Source organism: Pseudomonas sp., assembly GCF_049645325.1.
Lineage (GTDB): Bacteria > Pseudomonadota > Gammaproteobacteria > Pseudomonadales > Pseudomonadaceae > Aquipseudomonas.
Map to the genome: position 1 here is coordinate 20,727 of NZ_JBARTQ010000021.1, position 21,570 is coordinate 42,296.

24 protein-coding genes and 1 tRNA gene are annotated in these 21,570 nt (G+C 59.5%); 5 read left to right on the forward strand and 20 right to left on the reverse strand.

The genetic code is table 11. The features are described 5' to 3' along the window. Positions 1-93: 93 nt before the first annotated feature. The 7 genes from WBB95_RS00630 to WBB95_RS00660 form a co-directional block, all read right to left on the reverse strand. Entirely contained in the window at positions 94-513 is a 420-nt protein-coding gene (locus WBB95_RS00630; RefSeq protein ID WP_424485832.1) for a cupin domain-containing protein, read from the reverse strand. A gap of 548 nt (positions 514-1,061) precedes the next feature. After that, positions 1,062-2,120, reverse strand: a complete 1,059-nt coding sequence (gene nadA, locus WBB95_RS00635) for a quinolinate synthase NadA (RefSeq protein WP_424485833.1) — start codon at positions 2,118-2,120, stop codon at positions 1,062-1,064. Between the two features lie 240 nt (positions 2,121-2,360). Next, positions 2,361-3,935, reverse strand: coding sequence for a lactate dehydrogenase (locus WBB95_RS00640; RefSeq protein ID WP_424485834.1), 1,575 nt, complete (start codon positions 3,933-3,935; stop codon positions 2,361-2,363). 129 nt (positions 3,936-4,064) lie between these two features. Beyond that, positions 4,065-5,351 (reverse strand): OmpP1/FadL family transporter, encoded by a 1,287-nt coding sequence (locus WBB95_RS00645; RefSeq protein ID WP_424485835.1) that lies wholly within the window; start codon positions 5,349-5,351, stop codon positions 4,065-4,067. 138 nt (positions 5,352-5,489) lie between these two features. Next, positions 5,490-5,972 (reverse strand): RidA family protein, encoded by a 483-nt coding sequence (locus WBB95_RS00650; protein ID WP_424485836.1) that lies wholly within the window; start codon positions 5,970-5,972, stop codon positions 5,490-5,492. 136 nt (positions 5,973-6,108) lie between these two features. Then, complete coding sequence (locus tag WBB95_RS00655) at positions 6,109-6,339, reverse strand: hexameric tyrosine-coordinated heme protein (RefSeq protein ID WP_016973255.1); 231 nt, start codon at positions 6,337-6,339, stop codon at positions 6,109-6,111. A gap of 35 nt (positions 6,340-6,374) precedes the next feature. Continuing rightward, the gene (locus WBB95_RS00660; protein WP_424485837.1) at positions 6,375-7,364 is read right to left on the reverse strand and encodes a catalase family peroxidase; all 990 of its coding nucleotides are present in this window, start codon (positions 7,362-7,364) and stop codon (positions 6,375-6,377) included. Between the two features lie 150 nt (positions 7,365-7,514). On the opposite strand from WBB95_RS00660, the gene WBB95_RS00665 reads away from it, so the two are divergent. The 5 genes from WBB95_RS00665 (at position 7,515) to pstB (ending at position 11,989) form a co-directional block, all read left to right on the forward strand. Continuing rightward, positions 7,515-8,135, forward strand: a complete 621-nt coding sequence (locus tag WBB95_RS00665; RefSeq protein ID WP_424485838.1) for a helix-turn-helix transcriptional regulator — start codon at positions 7,515-7,517, stop codon at positions 8,133-8,135. Between the two features lie 138 nt (positions 8,136-8,273). Further along, positions 8,274-9,290: a phosphate ABC transporter substrate-binding protein PstS gene (gene pstS, locus WBB95_RS00670; RefSeq protein ID WP_424485839.1), complete on the forward strand. Its 1,017-nt coding sequence runs from the start codon at positions 8,274-8,276 to the stop codon at positions 9,288-9,290. A gap of 55 nt (positions 9,291-9,345) precedes the next feature. Then, a complete protein-coding gene (gene pstC, locus WBB95_RS00675; RefSeq protein WP_424485840.1) occupies positions 9,346-10,341 on the forward strand; it encodes a phosphate ABC transporter permease subunit PstC in 996 nt (331 codons plus the stop codon). After that, positions 10,338-11,210, forward strand: coding sequence for a phosphate ABC transporter permease PstA (gene pstA / locus WBB95_RS00680; protein ID WP_424485841.1), 873 nt, complete (start codon positions 10,338-10,340; stop codon positions 11,208-11,210). Before pstC ends, pstA begins: the two co-directional genes overlap by 4 nt. Continuing rightward, complete coding sequence (gene pstB, locus WBB95_RS00685) at positions 11,210-11,989, forward strand: phosphate ABC transporter ATP-binding protein PstB (protein WP_424485842.1); 780 nt, start codon at positions 11,210-11,212, stop codon at positions 11,987-11,989. The genes pstA and pstB overlap by 1 nt, the downstream gene beginning before the upstream one ends. Positions 11,990-12,110: 121 nt before the next feature. On the opposite strand, the gene WBB95_RS00690 is transcribed toward pstB, so the two are convergent. The 13 genes from WBB95_RS00690 to ruvC form a co-directional block, all read right to left on the reverse strand. Beyond that, positions 12,111-12,186: transfer RNA gene (locus WBB95_RS00690), tRNA-Lys, on the reverse strand. Positions 12,187-12,249: 63 nt separating this feature from the next. Then, the gene (gene queC, locus WBB95_RS00695; protein ID WP_424485843.1) at positions 12,250-12,927 is read right to left on the reverse strand and encodes a 7-cyano-7-deazaguanine synthase QueC; all 678 of its coding nucleotides are present in this window, start codon (positions 12,925-12,927) and stop codon (positions 12,250-12,252) included. 1 nt (position 12,928) lies between these two features. Next, positions 12,929-13,576, reverse strand: a complete 648-nt coding sequence (queE, locus tag WBB95_RS00700; protein ID WP_424485844.1) for a 7-carboxy-7-deazaguanine synthase QueE — start codon at positions 13,574-13,576, stop codon at positions 12,929-12,931. Between the two features lie 165 nt (positions 13,577-13,741). Beyond that, positions 13,742-14,578, reverse strand: a complete 837-nt coding sequence (gene ybgF, locus WBB95_RS00705; RefSeq protein WP_424485845.1) for a tol-pal system protein YbgF — start codon at positions 14,576-14,578, stop codon at positions 13,742-13,744. Positions 14,579-14,584: 6 nt separating this feature from the next. Then, on the reverse strand, positions 14,585-15,085 hold the full coding sequence (gene pal, locus WBB95_RS00710; protein WP_003209827.1) for a peptidoglycan-associated lipoprotein Pal: 501 nt from the start codon (positions 15,083-15,085) through the stop codon (positions 14,585-14,587). Positions 15,086-15,140: 55 nt separating this feature from the next. Next, entirely contained in the window at positions 15,141-16,421 is a 1,281-nt protein-coding gene (tolB, locus tag WBB95_RS00715; protein ID WP_032865998.1) for a Tol-Pal system beta propeller repeat protein TolB, read from the reverse strand. A gap of 17 nt (positions 16,422-16,438) precedes the next feature. Beyond that, positions 16,439-17,512 carry a cell envelope integrity protein TolA gene (gene tolA / locus WBB95_RS00720; protein WP_424485846.1) on the reverse strand — a complete coding sequence of 358 codons (1,074 nt, stop codon included), beginning with the start codon at positions 17,510-17,512 and terminating at the stop codon, positions 16,439-16,441. After that, entirely contained in the window at positions 17,512-17,964 is a 453-nt protein-coding gene (gene tolR, locus WBB95_RS00725; protein WP_161630238.1) for a protein TolR, read from the reverse strand. Before tolR ends, tolA begins: the two co-directional genes overlap by 1 nt. 23 nt (positions 17,965-17,987) lie before the next feature. Then, on the reverse strand, positions 17,988-18,683 hold the full coding sequence (gene tolQ, locus WBB95_RS00730) for a protein TolQ (protein WP_003209819.1): 696 nt from the start codon (positions 18,681-18,683) through the stop codon (positions 17,988-17,990). 1 nt (position 18,684) lies between these two features. Further along, entirely contained in the window at positions 18,685-19,140 is a 456-nt protein-coding gene (ybgC, locus tag WBB95_RS00735) for a tol-pal system-associated acyl-CoA thioesterase (protein WP_424485847.1), read from the reverse strand. Positions 19,141-19,278: 138 nt separating this feature from the next. Further along, positions 19,279-20,337, reverse strand: a complete 1,059-nt coding sequence (ruvB, locus tag WBB95_RS00740; RefSeq protein ID WP_064453925.1) for a Holliday junction branch migration DNA helicase RuvB — start codon at positions 20,335-20,337, stop codon at positions 19,279-19,281. Next, the gene (ruvA, locus tag WBB95_RS00745; protein WP_110621444.1) at positions 20,338-20,949 is read right to left on the reverse strand and encodes a Holliday junction branch migration protein RuvA; all 612 of its coding nucleotides are present in this window, start codon (positions 20,947-20,949) and stop codon (positions 20,338-20,340) included. It abuts the gene before it with no gap. Between the two features lie 66 nt (positions 20,950-21,015). After that, on the reverse strand, positions 21,016-21,540 hold the full coding sequence (gene ruvC, locus WBB95_RS00750) for a crossover junction endodeoxyribonuclease RuvC (RefSeq protein WP_024077147.1): 525 nt from the start codon (positions 21,538-21,540) through the stop codon (positions 21,016-21,018). Positions 21,541-21,570 lie beyond the last annotated feature (30 nt).

Below are 21,570 nucleotides of genomic sequence, written 5' to 3' on the forward strand. Positions count from 1 at the left end.
GTGCCCGTTGAGGCAGGGTTGAGCCTCTCCACAGCGGCGATATAGCCTTTCAGACGAGCAATTCAGTGGCACTGAGGTAACTGCTGTCGGTACTCACAGCTTTTTACCCACAGCATGCAGCGTATCGAGGTGAGGCATCAGCACCACGCTTTCCTGCTCATTGGGGTCGGACCGTGCTACCAGCACCGACACCGGTTCGGCGGTGTCGTTATAAGGCTGATGGGGCATCCCCGCCGGAATATAGAAAAAGTCGCCGGGGTGAATAATTTCGTGGTTTTCCAACTGCTGGCCGTACCACACGCTGGACACGCCCGTCAGTGCATAGATCGCCGTTTCGTGGCCTTCATGCATATGGGTCTTGGCCCGGGCGCAGGGCGCAATGGTGACAATTTGCAGGTTTATTCCGGTGGCCCCCACCGTCTCGGTGGAAATGCCCACGGTATTGTGCAGGCCTTGCTTGCCAATCACGACAACGCGGGGACGAAGCAGGCGGCAGGTCTTGTTGTCAGTCATCCGGGCAGGCTCGGTGTATGGTCAGGTATCTGTGTAAACACCTGGGACTACCCGGTTATTCCATGGGTTACTCGTGTGGGAGCTGGCTTGTCTGTCATGACATCAACTGGGTGTACCTGACAGACCGAGGTGCCTGCATCGCAGGCAAGCCACAGAAAAACAGATGTGCTTCTGCTTCTGCTTTTGCGCTGCTTGTGCCGTTGATCTGGCTTCTGCTTCAACCACTCAGGTCGGCTTTCAGGCCGCCGTGCTGTAGATCTTGATCTTGATCTTGATCTCAGGCGCCCCGTTAACCCCGATGGCCGCACGCAGGCTTGAATCCGTGGGTAACCCGGCAAGGATGCCGGGTTAGCCGCCCCGCGCCATGGATGGCGCGTGGCGGCGGCCCACGGATTCAAGCCGGAGTGCGGGCACACCGAGCCACAGCGAGGTGCCGAGTGGAGGGGCAAGAGCCCTTTTGGTTACTTTTGGGGCTCCTTTCCAAAAGTGACCCGCTGTAAGAGCGGAACCCATAGAAGCCCTCACCCCAACAACGGATATACCCCCAATCAGGCATTCCCAGCCAGCCTCAACCGCGCCGCCTGAGTAAAATCCAACATCCGCTTAAGCGGCCGCACAGCGTGAGGAACCACCGAAGGCTCCACAAAAATCTCATTACTGCCTTCACGCAAGCACTGCAGCGTACGCTCAAGCGTATTCATCGCCATCCACGGACAATGCGCGCAACTGCGACAAGCCGCGCCATTGCCGGCAGTAGGCGCCTCGACAAACACCTTGTCCGGGCACAGCTGCTGCATCTTGTAGAAGATGCCCCGGTCAGTCGCCACGATGAACGTCTTGTTCGGCAAACGCTGCGCCGCAGCAATCAGCTGGCTGGTAGACCCCACCGCATCAGCCAGTTCGATGACGGCCGTCGGCGACTCCGGGTGCACCAGGATCGCTGCGTCGGGGTACAGCGCCTTCATGTCCTCAAGCTGCTTGGATTTGAATTCCTCGTGGACGATGCAGGCACCGTCCCACAGCAACATGTCCGCACCGGTCTGGCGCTGGATGTAGGTGCCCAGGTGCTTGTCCGGGCCCCAGATAATGGTCTCGCCGTTGTCCATCAGGCTCTCGACGATTTCCAGCGCGCAGCTGGAGGTCACGACCCAGTCCGCACGGGCTTTGACCGCCGCCGAGGTATTGGCATACACCACCACGGTGCGTTCGGGATGCTGGTCGCAGAACGCCGAGAACTCATCCACCGGGCAGCCCAGGTCCAGGGAGCACGTGGCTTCCAGGGTGGGCATGAGGATGCGTTTTTCGGGGGTGAGGATTTTGGCGGTCTCGCCCATGAAACGCACACCGGCGACCAGTACGGTCTTGGCCGGGTGGGCAGCGCCGAAGCGGGCCATTTCCAGGGAATCGGAGACACAGCCGCCGGTTTCTTCGGCCAGGGCCTGAATCACCGGGTCACAGTAGAAGTGGGCAACCAGCACCGCGTCCTGAGCCTTGAGCTCGGCGGCGATGGCGGCGCGCAGGCTCGCCTCTTCGTCGGCGCTGAGGGCTTTGGGCTGCTTGGCGTCGAGGTGGGCTTGAACCAGAAGGCGTTCGGAAATTTGCGTCATGTTCGCAAGACCTGCAGGCGCAGTTGCGCGAAAGTCGAGTATACCACCGGCTCTGGAGCCCTTCGGGCGCCGCCGGACGAAGTGATTGTGTTCATCAAGCACGGGTTCAGGTGAAGCTGCGCAAGGCTACAGAATATCGAATCGATTCAAAAGCCTAATCTGGCATTGCGCCCCACGCAGGAAAGGCAAAAAAGCGGGAAGGCCCGTCACGGGGCCTTCCCGCTTTTACCGTGCCGAAAATCAGCGCATCAGCACGTCGGGGTCTTCCTGCAGCATGACCGAGTCATGCAGGTTGGCCAGCGCGTTCTTCAACGTTGACTGCTCCAGCGCATCCCTGGATTTTTTGCTTTCCTGGGCCGCGCGTTCAAGCAGCGCCAGATAGTCGCGCCTGGAGGCGCTCTCCTTCGGCACCACGGTGTCTTCGACCTGTTTGGCCATCACATACTTCTGCGTATGCGTGTTCTGGGAAGCCGTTTGCGTGACCGAGGCATTCGCCAGTTGACCGTCCTTATAGGCGATGCTCGCAATGCTGCTGGCCTTGTCCTGCACTTGCACATACAGGTAGTTCTGCGACTCAGCGTTGGTCCCCAGCGTCGGCGGCTTGCCACCGTCGAGGCTCTGGTGAACGTTCGCCGAGAGCACCGACTGCTGATGTTGAGTCACGCTACGGTCCGCCGTGCCACGACCGCTGACCTGAGTCTTCTGTGACACGCGGTAGGAAAAGCTATCGATTTCCGAAGGACGCATCGGGTTGGAACGGCCCGCAGCCTGGTTGATCGAGGCCTTGAAGTCAGCCAGGCCGGTGAGCAAGCCCTTGTCAGTCGGGTTGCGGGTCAAGGCGTCCGAGGTGGCGCCCTGTGGATAGTTGCTGTTCATGGCGCTGAACGCGTCCTTGAACATCGCCATCAGGTCCGCGTTGGCACTGCCCCGTTTCTCGACCCGGTCGAACTGGGCAAGGTAGGTTTTCAGGGCCTTGGCTTGCTGTTTGGCATCGCCGAGGATCGCTACGTTTTTCAGGTCCACGGCCAGGTCAATGTTGCCGGCCGGCCCGCTCATGCGGGTGGTGCGGCTCTGGCTGTCGCCGTGAAAGGCCAGCGTCAGGTCATCGCCATGCTGGGCTTTGACTTGGGCATTGAGGTCCACGGACGCCAGCACTTTGGTATCGAATTGGGTCAGTTTGCCCAGGTCGAGTTTGGGCGGCACCGCCATCAACCCGTCGACCGAAGCCTGGAAGGCGCTGCCCAATTGGCCGACCGCCTTGAGCTCATCGGCGGTCAAGTCGCCACCCTCGACCGTGGCCTGCACACCCAGGCCATCTTTCTGGCTGGACAGGCTGAAGGTGACGGTTTTGCCGCTGGCTGTCTTGATGCTCAGGCTGACCTGGTTATCCGCCTTGCTGTGCAGCGCGGCCTGATCCGTCTTGATCCCGGCGGCGTCCCCGGCACGGTCAGCCGTGGTAGTGAGCACCGACTGGGAAATGCCCGCGCCGCCGCCTTTAATGAACTGATCCACCAAGGTTGCCCCCAAATCGCTGTAGCGACTGGCGGTAGTAACCGAGTTGAAGCGGGTGTTCATCAATTGCGTGACGGCGTCCTGGCTGCTGCTTTCCCAGGTGCGTACGTTTTCCTGGCCGGGCAACACGCCGTTGCGCGTGTAGACATCGACGGCATCAGCCACCGGGTTGCCGAGGCTGACCACCGAAGACGGCCGGGCCGCAGAAACATCGAGAGGGTTCGCCAGCGTCGCCGCAGGTGCAGGCACGGCGGCGCGAAGGATGAGGGGATTGGGCGCGATAACAGGCGTTAGCGTATTCATGACAGTCCGTGTCTTAAAAGCCGAGTAGCTTTCAATCTAACCAAGACACGCCGGTAATGACAGGGTTGCGGCCAAATATGATGGCAAAGAGCCTGCCAAAAAACCGGCTCTTTGCCCGGTTACGCGGGGTTAGAAGCGGTAAGTCACCGAACCACCAAAACCATTCGCGCTGTTTTCATACTTGGCGTCGTAGTTGAGCGCCAACTGCGGGTTGTTGTCGCGAATCTTGATCGGCTCTTCCTTCAGGTAGGAATAGGCCACGTCAAAGGTCAGGTTATCCACGGGCGTCCAACCGGCGCCCAAACTGAAGACGGTGCGGTCGCCGGTGGGAATACGGACAGAACGGTCGGTGTTATTGGTCGGTGTCTGGTCCACTGAGAAACCGGTACGCAGCACCAGCTGTTTGTTGAGCTGGTACGACAGCCCGATGGCATGCGACCACGTGTCGTGCCAGTGTTGCTGCTCAGTGATGGAATCCAGGCCCGCCAGTTCAGCGGTAAGGTCAGACACGCCGCTGTTGTTCACCGTGATCTTCTTCAACTGGCTCCAGCGCGTGTAGGTGCTGCCTACGTAGAGCGTCAGGTCATCCGTCAGCTGGTGAGTGACAGAGAAGTCCACGGAGGACGGCGTGGTGACATTCAGCTTGGCGTCGTACTTCTGCGGCCCACCGTCCAGCAGGTCGGAGAGAACGCCCGACGCGTCGGTCTTGCCGGTCAGGTGATACACCACTTGCGAATGGTAGGTGACGCCGATACGTGTGCTGTCCAGGGCCTGCACCAGGATGCCGGCGTTGAAGCCCATGGCGGTGTCGTCGCCCTTGATTTTGACCGCTTCCGTGCCCAGCCCGAACGCCGGCACTTTGGAATCCAGCTCCCCGTTGATCTTGTTGAACGTCGGGCCAAAACCTACCGAAACCTTGTCGTTGAAGGCATAGCTGACCGTTGGCTGCACGGTGATGACCTGAACCTTGCTCTTGTTGCCAAAGCCATTGCCCTGGAAGCTGTGTTCATAGTCCGTCACCAGGCCGAACGGCGCGTAGATCCCCAGGCCAAAGGCCCAGTGCTCATCAATCGGAGTGACCAGGTAACCCATCGGCACGGCAATGCCGGGGACCATGTCGCCCTTGTTGGTGCCCGGGTTATCGACGCCGCCTTGGGAAGAACTGGCGTCCTTGATGTTGGTCTTGGCATCGAGGTAGGTCGCCCCGATGCTCACTTCATTCTGTTTGATACGGGACATGCCCGCCGGGTTGCCAAACACCGTGCTGGCGTCATCGGCCGAGGAGGAGCGACCGGCGTAGCCTGTACCCATAGAACTGATGCTTTGTTCGTTGAGTGCAAAACCACCGGCGAGCAGCTGTGTGGAGGCAAGCGAAATGGAGAGCGCCAAAGCGCCTTTAAGAGTTTTGTTATTCATTATTAGGACTCGAATTATTGGGCAGCGATGCGGAAACTACCAACGTTCGAGCGGGCCGATTATGAAGAGTTTTTCACTCACTGGATTGTCCGACAATCCCATGCATTTCAACGACTTTGCCGGATTATCCGTTACTCGTTATGACCTTTTGACCGCATCGTGACCGGCGGGTTTTAGTTCAAAAATACTGTCGATTTCAACGGGAATGCCCATCGGCAACGAGTACACGCCGAGCGCACTGCGAGCCGGTAGTTGGTCGGCACCAAACAGCGCCTGCAAGAGGTCACTGGCGCCGTTGGCGACGGCAGGGTGTTGGGTAAACGACTGTGTGGCGCGCACGTACACCGTCAGACGAATGCAGCGCTGGAGGTTGTCGAGGCCATAGGCGTGTTCGATGCACGCCAGAATCATCAACAGGGTCAAACGTGCGGCATGCTGGCCCTGTTCCACCGTCATATCGTCGCCGACAATGCCGACCATGGGCTGGCCGTTTTCAAACGGGCCCAGACCGGAAACGTGCAACTGGTTGCCCGCTACGCTGAGCGTTTTGTAGGAACCCAAAGGGCTGATCGGTTCAGGCAGGACAATGCCCAGTTGCTGCAAACGCTGAAGAACGCTCATCGGTTTTTTCCTGCTGAAGACAAAGTGGTGGCCAATTTCCCACAGCGCTTCGCTCCTTTGCACGCAGCTTATTTTTTATCCGGCCGGGAATAAACCGCGCCAGGGCAACCACTGTGCAGTGGTTGCCCTGCTTGCCTCAGGGGTTCCAGTATTTATTGGCTGCCGCGATCGTCGCAAACTCCGTCGCGACCACCTGGCCGATGCTGATCAGCATCGCCGCGTCATTGGCGTACACATCGCGCAAGCGACCGCGCACCGCTTCATCCGGTTGCGTGGCCTTGATCACCAGCCGCGCCATTTTGATCGCCAACTCGCGCCCCTCTTCCGGGGTCGCAGTGATCAGTGAATTGTTCGGTATCAGACTCATCAGGGCTTGCCTCTTATTATCGGTAAGGCGACGACTTATTGCCGACGGCCGAATGAAACAGGATAGGCGGCGGAACGCGCATTGATCATCGGGTCTTGCGGTTCGATGCCGGCCGGCAGGTTATTGGGCAGGAACATCAGGCTTTTTTGCGCGGCGACGTTGTCGGCCACGGCGCGCGTGATGTCGAGGATGCCCAGTTCCACCACCGGGCGGCTGGCCGGCCAGGCGATCGACGGATCGTCGAGTTTGTCACCCTGCGCGGCTTCCTGAACCACCAGTTTGAAACGCACGGCGCCTTGGGTGACGCGCTGCTGGATCTCGTCGCTCAGGTAATCAGGCTTGGTCTTGGCGGTTTGCGCCTCGCTCAGGAAGTGGCTGCCACTGACCGGCACAAACTGGTAGCGACCAAACGTGACCTTGCCCGCGGCGTCGGTGAACTTGAACGTATTCACCCCGTAGTAAGGCAGGGTGGCGAAGCTTTGCGGCGCAGGCTTGGGCGCGGTGAGGAAGGCTTTTGCCACGGGATGGGTGGCGAGGTAAGCGTCCAGCGGGGTGGGCTTGGCTGCGTCTGGGCCACTGGTGCCGAGGGCGGTCAGCAGGTCGCGAAAATCATCGGCGGTGGGCGACGGAAAACCATTGAACGAGTGGGCGACGATATCAGTGCTGCCACCGTCCGGCAGGGCAAAGCGAATCGCCAGGCCACGCGGGCTGGCCAAAGCGTGGTTGTCCGGAATGTCCGGAATCCCGGCGAAATTGGAAAAGCGCACGGTGACCGGCACCGTCGTGGCCTGCAAATGCGGCGCCTTGCTGATGGATGCGGCAGAGGGGCTTGGGGTGAAGCGCCCTTCCAGCACGATGCCCTTGGCGTGCACCGCACGCGCGCCGGCGTGCTGGCCGAACACGCCATTGAGGGCGTCGACCAGTTGGGTTGGGGTGGATTGCTGAGGCGCATCCTGCGCCACGGCGCTGCCCATCACCGTGAAGGCGAACGGCAGTGCAAGCAACAAACGTTGGGGTCTTTTCATGGGTGTGTCCTGTGGGTGGGTGATTTCGGCGAATTCTAATCACCTCAAAACAATAATGACAATATTATTTGTCATTATTGTTTTTTCTCCTCGCCCAAGGTTTTATGGCGTTATACTCAAGCCCCCAAAAAGCCAGTGAAACTGCCGCTCGTGAGTACCAAAAGTGACCTCCTGCACCTCCTCCAACGCGAGCCCCTGACCGTGGTGCAGCTCTGCGAACACTTGGCCGTCACGCGCAATGCGGTGATCGTGCAGCTCAAGCAGTTGGAGTCCGAAGGGTTGGTGCGCCGCAGCAAAATCCGCCCGCCCAATACCGTCGGCAAGCCGCCAGTGGTATTCGAGGCCGCGCCAGGCAGCGAGGACGTGACCTCCACCGCCTACCAGGTGTTGTTGACCCAACTGCTGGCCACCCTCAAGGATCGCTACGACGTCGACGAGCTGGGCGACGTGCTGGAGCAAACCGGACGCCAACTGGCCCAGCGCGCTGGCTTGGCCAACCCGACAACGTTCGACAGCGGCCTGCGCGCCGCCATGGCTGCCGCCGACGCCTTGGGCGCGAGCACCGAGGCCGTCCAGCAGGATGGAGGGGTGATGGTGCGCAATTTCACGTGCCCGGTAGGCAGCGTGGTGCGCGAGGAACAGTGCGTGTGCCGGGCCATGGCCGCGTTCTTTTCCGAAGCCACGGGCATGCCGGCAAGTGAGCAGTGTTTGCGCGAGGATCGGCTGATTTGCCAGTACTTCATTGAGCTGAGCGAGCGGCCTGCCGAGTAAGCCATGCCGCAGAAACATTTCTAAATGTTTCTTCATAAAGCCAAACCGTCATTAAACAGACATATCTCAGGAATTAAATCGTCACGTCTTAGACAGGTGGACCTATCCACTTACCCCTTCCCTTGAGGTGTTGTCGTGATGTTGCCGAGCAAAAAAAGTCTGTCTGTTTTGTTGAGCGCGCTGTGCCTGAGTGGCGTGGCTCACGCCACCGATGTCACCGGTGCCGGCTCCAGCTTCGTCTATCCGGTGCTGTCCAAGTGGTCGCAGGACTACAGCAAGAACTCCAGCAACCGCATCAACTATCAGTCGATTGGCTCCGGTGGCGGCATCGCCCAGATCAAGGCCGCCACTGTGGATTTCGGCGCCTCTGACGCCCCGCTGTCGGCCGATGAACTCAAAGCCGGCGGCCTGGGCCAGTTCCCCAGCGTGATTGGCGGCATCGTGCCAGTGATGAACGTCGAAGGCGTCGCCGCCGGCCAGCTGAAACTCGACGGCGACGTGCTGGCGAAGATCTTTCTCGGTGATATCAAAGCCTGGAACGACCCGGCCATCGCCGCCCTCAACCCAGGCTTGAACCTGCCGGTGGCGAACATCACCGTGGTCCACCGCTCTGACGGCTCGGGCACCTCATACAACTTCACCAACTACCTGGCCAAAGTCAGCGACAGCTGGAAAACAAAAATCGGTTTCGGCACCACGGTGCCTTGGCCGGTTGGCGTGGGTGGCAAGGGCAACGAAGGTGTTTCGGCCTACGTGAAGCAGATCAAGAATTCCATCGGCTTTGTCGAATACGCCTACGCCCTGCAGAACAAAATGACCTACACGCAGTTGAAGAACGCGTCGGGCAAGTTCGTCTCGCCTAACGCCAAGGCGTTCCAGGCTGCGGCTGACACCGCCGACTGGGCCAGCGCCAAGGACTTCAACCTGATCATGACCGACGCCCCAGGCGAAGGCGCATGGCCGATCACGGCCACCACCTGGATCATCATGTACAAGCAGCCCAAGAATGCCGAGCAAAGCCAAGCAGCGTTCAGCTTCTTCAAGTGGTCACTGGAAAAGGGCCAGCAACAGGCCGCGGCATTGGACTACGTCGCCCTGCCGGACTCCCTGGTGACGCGAATCGAAGGTTACTGGAAGTCTGACTTCACTAACTGATTCGCCCTACGACCGCCTTGCGCAGTGATTGCGCAAGGCGGTGAGCACATCTGATATGAACGACATTGTCCAACCTCTGGTTATGACGACTCACGCGGGTGACACACGAGGCGACAACCGCGCCGCCCGCGACCAACGCCACGATCTGTGGTTCAAGCGCTCGATGTTCGGGGCCGCCATGCTGGTGCTGCTGTTGTTGGCCAGCATCGCCGCCTCAACCCTGTGGGGCGGCGCACTCGCGTTCAAAACCTTTGGTTTCGGCTTCATCACCAGCACCGAGTGGGACGCCGTCAACAACCACTTCGGCGCCGTGGTGCCGATCTACGGCACATTGGTCACCTCGTTTCTGGCGCTGCTGATTGCAGTCCCGGTCAGTTTTGGCATCGCGATTTTTCTCACCGAAGTCGCACCGCCCTGGCTGAAAATGCCGGTCGCGTCGGCCATTGAATTGCTCGCCGGTATTCCCTCAATCATCTACGGCATGTGGGGCTTGTTCGTGTTCGGGCCGTTTATGGCCGAGTACTTGTCGCCCTACATCAACGATTACCTGGGCGCCCTGCCCTTTGTTGGCTCGCTGTTCCAGGGTCCGCCGCTGGGGATTGGCATGCTGACTGCTGGCATTGTGCTGGCGGTGATGATCATGCCGTTTATCACGTCGGTGATGCATGAGGTGTTTCGCAGCGTGCCGACGCAGTTAAAGGAATCCGCCTACGCCTTGGGCAGCACTACCTGGGAAGTAGTGTGGGACATCGTCTTGCCTTATACCCGTTCGGCGGTGGTCGGCGGCATCTTTCTCGGCTTGGGCCGTGCACTTGGCGAGACCATGGCGGTCACGTTCGTGCTGGGTAACGCCCAACAGTTTTCCGCCTCCCTGCTGATGCCGAGCAGTTCGATCGCCTCGGTCATTGCCAACGAGTTCAGCGAGGCCTACACCGACCTGCATCGTTCCGCACTGATCGCCCTGGGCTTCCTGCTGTTTATCGTGACGTTTGTGGTGCTGGCACTCGCGCGACTGCTGCTGATGCGTCTGTCCCGCAAGGAAGGTCTATGAACGCCAACGAACGTCTTTATCGCAAGCGCGCGCTGAAAAATGGCGTGGCGATGTTCCTCAGTTGTGGCGCCACGGCCTTTGGTTTGCTATGGCTGGCGTGGATTCTGCTGACGACCATCATCAACGGTTTCCAGGCCCTTAATCTGCGCTTGTTTACCCAGATGACCCCGCCGCCCGGCACTGAAGGCGGTCTGGCCAATGCGTTTTACGGCAGCGCACTGATGTCCGGTCTCGCCCTGCTGATCGGCACACCCATCGGGCTGATGGCCGGGATCTGGCTGGCAGAGTTCGCGCGGCATTCACGCTTGGGCACCACGGTGCGGTTTATCAACGACATCCTGCTGTCTGCGCCGTCGATTGTGCTGGGGTTGTTCGTTTACACCGCCGTCATCCTGCCGCTGAACCTGCTGACGAATCACCAGGTGGGGTTTTCCGCCTTCGCCGGCGCGCTGGCCTTGGCCTTGCTGGTGATTCCGGTGGTGGTGCGCACCACCGATGAAATGCTCCAGTTGCAACCCTCGACCATGCGCGAGGCCGCCCTGGCCCTCGGCGTGCCGCAATGGAAGCTGACGCTGCAGATTGTGCTGAGGGCGGCCAAGGCCGGCGTCGTCACCGGCATTCTGCTGGCCTTGGCCCGCATCACCGGGGAGACCGCACCGCTGCTGTTCACCGCCTTCGGCAACCAGTTCTGGAGCAGCAACCTGCTCAAGCCGATCGCCAGCGTGCCGGTGGTCATTTTCCAGTACGCCATGAGCCCGTTCGATGACTGGCACGCCCTCGCCTGGGCCGGTGCCTTGGTCCTGACACTGTTCGTGCTGGTACTCAGCCTGGCATCTCGCCTGATCCTTTTACGCAATAGGTCTCACTGATGGACGCCACTGGCATTGATCTCGAAAAAACCAAAATCCGTGTACGTGGGTTGGAGTTTTTCTACAACAACCAACGCTCCCTGAAGTCCATCGACATCGACATCCCGGAAAAACGCATCACCGCCATCATCGGCCCGTCGGGCTGCGGCAAGTCCACGCTGCTGCGCGTGTTCAACCGCATCTACTCGATGTACCCGAAGCAGGAAGCCCGTGGGGAAGTGCTGCTCAACGGTGAAAACATCCTTGCACCGGGCTACTCGATGAACCGCCTGCGCAGCCACGTGGGCATGGTGTTCCAGAAGCCCGTGCCGTTTCCGATGTCGATCTACGACAACATCGCCTACGCCGTGCGCCACCACGAAAAATTGTCGCGCCGGGAAATGAATGACCGCGTCGAACAGGCACTGCGCGGCGGTGCGTTGTGGGATGAGGTGAAAGACAAGCTCAACCAGAGCGCCCAGAGCCTCTCCGGCGGCCAGCAGCAGCGGTTGTGCATCGCACGCACCATCTCGCTGCGCCCGCAGGTGTTGCTGCTGGACGAGCCCACTTCGGCGCTGGACCCGATCTCCACCGGGCGCATCGAGCAATTGATCACTGAATTGAAGACCCAGTACACCGTGATCATCGTGACCCACAACATGCAGCAAGCCGCGCGGGTGTCGGACAACACCGCGTTTATGTTCATGGGGGAATTGATTGAGTATGGGAATACGGACGAGATCTTCACCAAGCCGAAGATGAAGCAAACCGAGGATTACATTACGGGGAGGTTTGGCTAAGCAACGCGAGCGCGGGCCGCCTCTGTGTTGGCGGCCTTTTACGGCCACCGAATGGCAGGCAAAAAAAAACCCGGAAATCCTCACTTGCGTGGGCCTTCCGGATTTTCTAAACCGCCAAAAATGGTGGGTCGTGTGGGATTCGAACCTACGACCAATTGGTTAAAAGCCAACTGCTCTACCAACTGAGCTAACGACCCGCTGTGTGGTGGCGCGTATAATACTGATTTCTAAGGATTATTCAACACCTTATTTGAAAATAATCAGAAATAACGCGTTGGGTCCGCAATCGCGGCCGTTTGGAAGCCTTCTGCGCGCAGTCTGCAGGCGTCACATTTCCCACACGCACGACCGGAATCGTCTGCCTGATAGCAGGAAACAGTCAGCGCGTAATCGACGCCAAGTCCTACACCAGCCTTCACGATGTCAGCCTTGCTCATGTTCTGCAGCGGCGCCTGGATACGGAAACCCTGCCCCTCTACGCCAGCCTTGGTTGCCAGGTTGGCCATGCGCTCGAATGCCTCGATGTACTCCGGGCGGCAATCCGGATAGCCGTTGTAGTCGAGTGCGTTGACGCCGATGAAGAGATCACGGGCGTTCAATACCTCGGCCCAGCCGAGCGCCAGCGACAGGAACACCGTGTTGCGCGCAGGTACATAGGTTACCGGAATGCCTTCACTCGGCGCCTCGGGCACTTCGATACTGCTGTCGGTCAGGGCCGACCCGCCGATGCCATTGAGGTTGAGGCCGATCACCTTGTGCTCGACAACACCCAGGTCACGCGCAACGCGGGCAGCGGCGTCCAGTTCGGCGCGGTGGCGCTGGCCGTAGTCGAAGCTCACCGTATAGCAGCGGTAGCCTTCGGCGCGAACCATCGCCACCAGCGTGGCGGAATCCAGGCCGCCGGACAACAGAATGACCGCACGCTTTTGCTCAGTCATCTCAGCGCCCCGGCTCGTCGTTCCACAGGTATTTATGCAGCTGCAATTGCAGGCGTACCGGCAGGTTGTCCGCCACTACCCAGTCGGCCAGGTCGCGGGCGTTGAGGTCGTGATGACTTGGAGAGAACAGCACTTCGCCTGCGCGGCGATCGAGGCCGTACTGGATCAGCTTGGAAGCCGCCCAGTCATAGTCGTCACGGGAGCAGATCACGAACTTGACCTGATCGTTGGGCGTCAGCAGGTCCATGTTGTCGTACAGGTTGCGATGCGCCTCTTTGGAGCCCGGGGTCTTGAGGTCGACCACGCGGCTGACGCGCGGGTCCACCGCCGAGATGTCCAGGGCGCCACTGGTTTCCAGCGAGACCTCGTAACCGGCGTCACACAGCTGCTTGAGCAGTGGGATGGCATTGGGTTGGGCCAGGGGCTCGCCGCCAGTGACACAGACGTAGCGCGGCTTGAAGCCGGCAACCTGCTCCAGGATGTCGTCGAGGGTGCGCACAGTGCCGCCACTGAAGGCGTAGGCGCTGTCACAGTATTGGCAACGCAACGGGCAACCGGTCAGCCGTACAAATACGGTGGGCAGGCCAGCGGTTCGCGTTTCACCCTGTAACGAGTAAAAAACTTCGGTGATGCGTAATGTGTCTTGCATAGTCGCCACGGGCGTAACAGCTAAACAGGCTGTCCGCCTCCGTCAGGCACTTCAAGAGATCTCGCCAACGCGTAGACCCCAAGAAGCGTGTTTCATAAAAGGGCGTGGATTCTAACGAAAAAACCCGCGCCAGGCGCGGGTTTCTTCTAAACGGGAACGCATCGCTTACAAGCGCTGCAGATCCCGCTGGGCCAACTGGGCAGCAGAAGTGCCCGGATACTGGGCCACCACTTGCTGCAGAATGCCTTTGACCTTGTCGGTATGACCCAGGCGGCGTTCTACGTCGGCGAGTTTGTACAGCGAATCAGGCACCTTGGCATGCTTTGGGTAAAGCTGGCTGACCTTGGCAAATGCCTGGCCGGCACCTTGCAGATCACCCTTGGCCAAGTTGACCTCGCCCAGCCAATACTGGGCATTGCCCGCGTACTGGCTGTTCGGGTACTTGCGCAGGAAAGCGGTAAAAGCCTGGCTGGCCTTATCGAAATCCTTGGCTTTGATCAGGTCGAAGGCTGCATCGTAATACAGTTTTTCCTTCGCCGGATCACCCGGTTCGCTGCTCGCGGCAGGGGCTTGGCTGGCAGCCGCGGCCCCTGCTGCGGCACCACCGGCGGCGGCACTGGGCGCGCCACCGGCAGAAGAATTATCAGGAGTGGCGGCAGGTGTAACGCCGGCTCCAATACGTCGATCAAGATCCTGGTAACGCTCCAGGCCTTCTTGCTTCAGCTGGTTCACTTGATTCTGCAGAACTTCAATCGTGCCTTGTTGCTGCGACAATTGATCCTGCATGCGTTGCAGCTGGTTGAACAGTTCGCCCTGTGCCGAGGGAGCGGACGTAGCCGCTCCCCCCGCATAGGCGCCGTTCGTGCCATAACCTGCTGGCGGATAGCTGCTCCCGCTATTGTTATAGCCGGAATTGCTATCTTCCACAGGAACCGCAGCCCACACCGCAAGCGGTGCGAGGCTGAGAGCCAATACAGTTAGAGCACGACGGCACGTTCGCATGACGAATTACTTACGCAGTTCGACGCGACGGTTTTGAGCCCAGGACTGCTCGTCGTGGCCAGTAGCAACTGGACGCTCTTTACCGTAGGAAACCAGTTCCAGTTGGCCCGGAGCAACACCTTGCAGTACCAGGTAGCGCTGAACGGCTTTCGCACGACGCTCGCCCAGTGCCATGTTGTACTCACGAGTACCACGTTCGTCGGTGTTACCTTCCAGAACAACGCGAGCGCCGTTAGCTTTCAGGTCCTTCGCGTGAACGTCCAGAGCGCGCATGGCTTCTGGTTTCAGGTCCGAACTGTCGTATTCGAAGTAGAAAGTGGTGATAGCGCGCAGAGCAGCTTCTTCGCTCAGGGAGCCGTCAACTGCACCAGTGTTAGCGCCGTAACCAGCGTTTGGATCAACAGCTGCGCCTTCACCGGCATTGTCGCCGCCTTTAGACGAGCAACCAACGGCTACGGACAAAGCCAGAGCCAGAGCAGCAAACTTACCAAACTTCAGCATTTCCATCGTGAAACTCCTAATGAACCCCAGTGTGTTAAGTACTTCTTTTTGTAGCGCCGCGTCAGTTCAGGTAAGGGGACCAGGACGGTTCTCTGACTTCGCCTTGAGCGGTAGGAAGCGGGAGCCTTACGCGTCCATTAATGGACACGAGCATCAAGACTCCCCGGCCCTGCTGGCGGGTGGCGTAGATTACCATGGTGCCGTTGGGCGCAACAGTGGCTGACTCATCAAGGTTGGTATCTGTGAGGATTTTTACCGTTCCACGCTGCAAATCCTGGGCCGCAACCCGGAAATTAGTGAAACCATCCTGACGGTGAATCATCACCAACGTCTTTTCATCGGCCGAAAGCTTAGGGTTGGCATTGTAGTTACCAATAAAGGTCACGCGTTCTGCGCCACCGCCACCTACGCTCGTTTTGTAAATTTGTGGCTTGCCACCGCGGTCGGAGGTGAAGTAGATGGTCGAACCATCTTTACCCCAGAACGGCTCGGTGTTGATGCCTGGGCCGCTGGTAACGCGACTGATCTGGCGCGAAGCCATGTTCATCACGTAGATATCCGGGTTGCCGTCCTTGGACAGCACGAATGCCAGGCGCGAACCGTCCGGAGACCAGGCCGGTGCACCGTTGAGGCCTTCAAAGTTGGTGATTTGCTCACGACGGCCGGTATCAATGTGCTGGACGAAGATACGTGGACGACGCTGTTCGAAGGAGACGTAGGCAATACGCTTGCCATCCGGCGCAAAGCGCGGCGACAGGATTGGCTCACGCGATTGCAGCAAGGTCACTGCCCGCGCACCGTCGTAGTCCGAACGCTGCAGGGTGTAACGCGTATTGTCCACCGAGAAACGCTCAGCCGTTACGTACAGCAGGCGTGTCGAGAACGCGCCCTTGATACCGGTGAGTTTTTCAAACGACTGGTCCGAGATGTAGTGGGCCATGTCGCGCAGTTGTTCGGCGGTGCCCGAAACGCTGCCGGTCAAGACCTGCTGCTCGGTGGCCACGTTGAACAACGTGTACTGGATCTGGAGGCGCCCCCCGGCCGGCGTGATGCTGCCGACCATCAGGTACTGGGCGCCTACGGCTTTCCAGTCACGGAAGATGACTTCGCTGGCCTGGGTAGGCTGGCTGATCATGTTGCCTTTGGGAATCGGTGCGTAGTAACCGGAGTTGCGCAGGTCGTCACTGACGATCTGGGCCATGTCGTCCGGCAGCACGCTGCCGCCCTGCCAGCCGAACGGTACTACGGCGATCGGGGTGGCCCGATCGCTACCGCTGGTGACCAGAATGTTCTTTTCATCCGCCGCCGCTATCCCTGCCATACAGCAAATAACGACAAGCATTCCTCGAAGAAGGTTTCTCACAAGGCTAAATCCTCAGGTGTGAATGTCATCTTGAATGAACGATAGGGAGCGAAGTCGCTTGGTTTCATTCCCTGCATCTCGGTCAACCGGCCAATGTTCTTGACCGCTGCTACCGCCGAACTGTCGAACGAACCATCACCACTGGACTTGGCCACGCCGACCGAAGTCACCGTACCGTCCGGCAACATGCCGATCTGCAGCACCACTGTCATGCCTTTGCGTGCCGAAGGTGGACGTGTCCAGCCTTCCGCTGCCCGCGCTCGAATCAGGTCGTCGAAACTGCCCGCAACTTCATCACCACGTTCATCGGCCAAGGCCTGCTGACGCTGAGGCGTGTCGGAAAGCAAATCTGCCAAGGCCTGGGCCTTTTTCTCTTCGGCGGATTTACGTGCTGCTTCCTGGGCCTTTTTCTTGCTGGCGTCGGCGGCAGCTTTCTTCTTCGCGTCGTCGGCGACTTTCTTCTTCGCCTCGTCTGCTTCGGATTTTTTCTTGGCGTCTTCGGCGGCTTTCTTCTTCGCGTCTTCGACAATCTTCTTCTTGGCGTCTTCAGCGGCCTTTTTCTTGGCCTCTTCTTCGGCCGCTTTTTTGGCTTCTTCTTCAGACTTCTTCTTGGCTATATCAGCCAATTGTTTCTCTTCGACCTTTTTAGCTTCGGCAGCTTTGTCGGCTTTCTTGGCTTCATCAGCCTTTTTCGCCTCGTCCGCTTTCTTCGCTTCGTCAGCCTTTTTCGATTCCTCGGCCTTTTGAGCCGCCTCTTCTTTCTTTTGTTCCGCAGCAGCCTTCACCGCTTCCTGCTCGACCTTCTTCTGTTCCATCTGTTCGACTTCAGTCTGGCGCGCAGCCGACTTCTGGGCCTCACCCGCAATCTTCTGATTGGTCTGGGTGGTGGCCTGACTTTTCGATTTCAGCTGATACAGGGTCGCCTGCACGATCGGCTTGGCTGGCGGCAGGTCCGGGGTCATGGCAAAGCTGACGAACAGCATGCCAAACACCAGGACGTGCAGGGCAATTGCCCAGACGCTAGGCCAGAAGAAGCTTTCCGAGGCGGACGGCTCTCGCTGTTGCTGCATCAGGGCGCCTCGGTAATCAAGCCAACGTTACCCACGCCGGCCTTCTGCAGCCCGCCCATGGCGCCCATGACGGAGCCATAGTCGACCACTTTGTCGCCGCGAATGAACACCTGAGTGTGCTTGCCGCCTTCATTGCCGGAGCGAATGATCTTGGTCACAGCATCGGTCATCTGCGGCAAGGTCATGGCCTTGTCCTGCTGTTTCTGGGTGTCGACTTCGCTGCCAAGGTTCCAATAATAGGTCTTGTCAGCCTTGATCGAAATGGTCAGGACCTGAGTGTTGTTGTCTTGCGGCAAGGCTTCGCTGGAAACCTTGGGCAGATCAACCTTCACGCCCTGATTGAGCATCGGCGCGGTCACCATGAAGATAACCAGCAGCACCAGCATCACGTCGATGTAAGGCACTACGTTCATCTCGGCGACCGGCTTGCGCTTTTTGCGAGCTCGAGCGATTAAAGCCATTGGGAATTACCTGCTTATTCTTCGCTGGTGTGCACTTTACGGTGCAGGATCGCCTGGAATTCGTCGGCGAAGGTGTAGTAACGGCTGATCAAGGTTTCGCCACGTGCGGCAAAACGGTTGTAGGCGATTACTGCGGGGATAGCAGCGAACAAGCCGATCGCGGTGGCGATCAGGGCTTCGGCGATACCCGGGGCCACGGTGGCCAGGGTCGCTTGCTGGGCCTGGGCCAGGCCGCGGAAGGAGTTCATGATCCCCCACACGGTACCGAACAGGCCGATGTACGGGCTCACGGAGCCGACGGTCGCGAGGAATGGCAGGCTCTGCTCCAGCTTCTCTTCTTCGCGGGAAATGGCGACGCGCATGGCACGGGCCACGCCTTCCATGACCGCTTCCGGGTCAACGCCCGGTTGCTGGCGCAGGCGCGAGAATTCCTTGAAACCGGCGCGGAAGATCTGCTCCACACCCGAATCCGGGTCCGGGTTGCTGCCGGCCTGACGGTACAGTTTGGACAGGTCGATACCCGACCAGAAGCGCTCTTCAAAGCTCTCCAGGGCACGTCGACCGGCACGCAGCAGGTTGCTGCGCTGAAAAATCATGACCCAAGAGGTAACCGATGCGGCTACCAGGACCAGCATCACCAGTTGAACCACAACACTGGCATTGCTGACCAGGCTCCACATGGAGGAATGGTCGACGACGGTAGGTTCCACGCTAAATCTCCTGCTTTGATTGTTTACCCGCGCCGCTTACGCCAGCAAAGGCCGCACGTAGAGCTTCGGGAATGGCCCGGGGTTTCAAACTATTGGTGCGCACACAGGCCACCAGGAACTGCCCCTCACAGAGCAGCGTTGCATCCGTTGCCCGCCTGACCTGCTGTTTAAAGCGCAGGCTGACACGGTTCAATTCGATTACTTGCGCGCTGACCAGCAGTTCATCGTCCAGCCGCGCCGGCGCGTAATACCGCGCCTCGCTGGAATGCACGACAAACAACAGGTCCTCCCCCGCAAGCTGGGACTGGGCAAAGCCCAGCTCCCGTAGCCGCTCGGTTCGAGCCCGCTCCATGAACTTGAGGTAGTTGACGTAATACACGATGCCGCCCGCATCAGTGTCCTCGTAATAAACGCGACAGCGATGTGCGAACGACTGATCCCCGTTTTGCGCGCGCATACTCTAGTGCTTACTCCTCAGGTTGCCAATCCGGCAGGGCAACTGTTTTTTCATTCTTTGAAACATTTCCACAACTGAATGACGACACCCGGCACTAGGACAGCACAATGCTCAGATAAATCGTCTGGCGTAACCTTTTTAATCGTCCACTGCATCGAGGAATTCGTCTACCACGGGCATCTCACCCAATCGTGACGGAATGTTTAACCCGAAGTGCAAATATGCATGCCGAGTCACCACCCGCCCTCTGGGCGTGCGCATGATGTAGCCCTGCTGGATCAGGTACGGCTCCAGCACATCCTCAATGGTATGGCGCTCCTCGCTGATCGCCGCGGCCAGGCTGTCCACGCCGACCGGGCCACCGTCGAACTTCTCGATCATGGTCAAGAGTAGACGCCGATCCTGGTGATCGAAACCGTGTTCATCCACATCCAGCAGGTTCAAGGCCAGGTCCGCCACCGCTTTGGTGATATGCCCCTTGGCGCGCACCTCGGCAAAGTCGCGCACACGGCGCAGCAAACGGTTGGCGATCCGTGGCGTGCCACGGGCCCGGCGGGCGATTTCAAACGCGCCTTCCGGGTCCAGGGGCAGGCCGAGAATGCTCGCCGAACGGCTGACGATGGTCGCAAGGTCTGCGGTGCTATAGAACTCTAGACGTTGAACAATGCCGAAACGGTCTCGCAACGGGTTGGTCAACATGCCCGCGCGGGTCGTGGCGCCCACCAGGGTGAAGGGCGGCAGGTCGAGCTTGATCGAGCGGGCCGCCGGGCCTTCGCCGATCATGATGTCGAGCTGAAAGTCTTCCATGGCCGGGTACAGCACTTCTTCGACGATCGGCGACAGCCGATGGATTTCGTCGATGAACAACACGTCGTGCGGTTCAAGGTTGGTCAGCAAGGCCGCCAAGTCACCCGGACGCTCCAGTACCGGGCCGGAGGTGGACTTGATCGACACGCCCATTTCATGGGCGATAATCATGGCCAGCGTGGTTTTACCCAGCCCCGGCGGACCGAAGATCAACGTGTGGTCGAGGGACTCACTGCGCCCGCGCGCGGCCTGGATGAACAATTCCATCTGCTCGCGCACGGTAGGCTGGCCGATGTAGTCGGCCAGGCTCAGGGGGCGGATCGCCCGGTCCTGGACTTCTTCACGGTCGCGCGGGCCGGTGGCCGCAATCAGACGGTCAGCTTCAATCACTTAAATCATTCCCTTCAGGGCTCGGCGGATCATGTCTTCGCTGCTCAGGTTCTTGTCCTTGATGGCTGATACGGCCTTGCTCGCTTCCTGTGGCTTGTAGCCCAAGGAAATCAGCGCGCTGACGGCGTCACTTTCGGCGCTGGCCACCTGTCCGGCCGGCATATCCGGCTGGTTCGGCACCAGGGCAAACATGCTCGGCACCACTTCCCAGGCCTTGAAGCGGTCTTTGAGTTCCACCAACAGGCGCTCGGCGGTTTTCTTGCCGACACCCGGCACCTTGGTCAACGCCGAGGTGTCCTGGGCTGAAACAGCACGCACCAGTTCATCCACTTCCAGGCTCGACATCAACGCCAGCGCAAGCTTGGGGCCCACGCCATTCAGGCGGATCAGCTCGCGGAAGAAGTCGCGGTCACGCTTGCCAATGAAACCATAGAGCAGTTGCGCGTCTTCGCGCACCACCAGATGGGTGTGCAGCGTTATCGGCTCACCGATCGACGGCAGGCGATACAGGGTGGTCATGGGCACTTCCAGCTCATAGCCCAACCCATTTACATCCAGTATCAGGTGCGGCGGCTGCTTCTCAGCCAGGGTGCCGCGCAAGCGTCCAATCACGGTTCGGTCCTTAAAACTTGGGGTCAGATCAACGCCTGACCGGAAATAACGATTGCGCTGATGCTATCAGAGACGCAGCCGCCCGCCACGACTGCGTGCGGTGCCCAGGCCATGCGGTAGCAGGCTGGAACGGGTATGCGCGTGGCAAATGGCGATGGCCAGGGCGTCAGAAGCGTCGATTTGCGGTTTGGAGGTGAGCTTGAGCATGTGCATGACCATCATCTGCACCTGCTCCTTGTTCGCCGCACCGGTGCCAACCACCGCCTGTTTGACTTGGGTGGCGGTGTATTCGGCGATTTCCATGCCCTCCTCCGCACCCGCCACGATGGCGGCGCCACGCGCCTGGCCAAGCTTCAGCGCGGAGTCGGCGTTTTTGGCCATGAACACCTTTTCGATGCCCATGGTGACCGGGCCGTAGGTCTGGATCACTTCACGCACGCCGCGATAGACGATCTGCAGGCGCTCGGCCAACTCGCCCGCGCCGGTCCGGATGCAGCCCGAGGCCACGTAAACGCAGCCGCGCGGGGTGTGTTGCACCACGCCAAAACCGGTGATGCGCGAACCGGGGTCGATACCTAGGATTAAAGTCATAACGCCTGCGAAGTGGGGAAAACACAATTT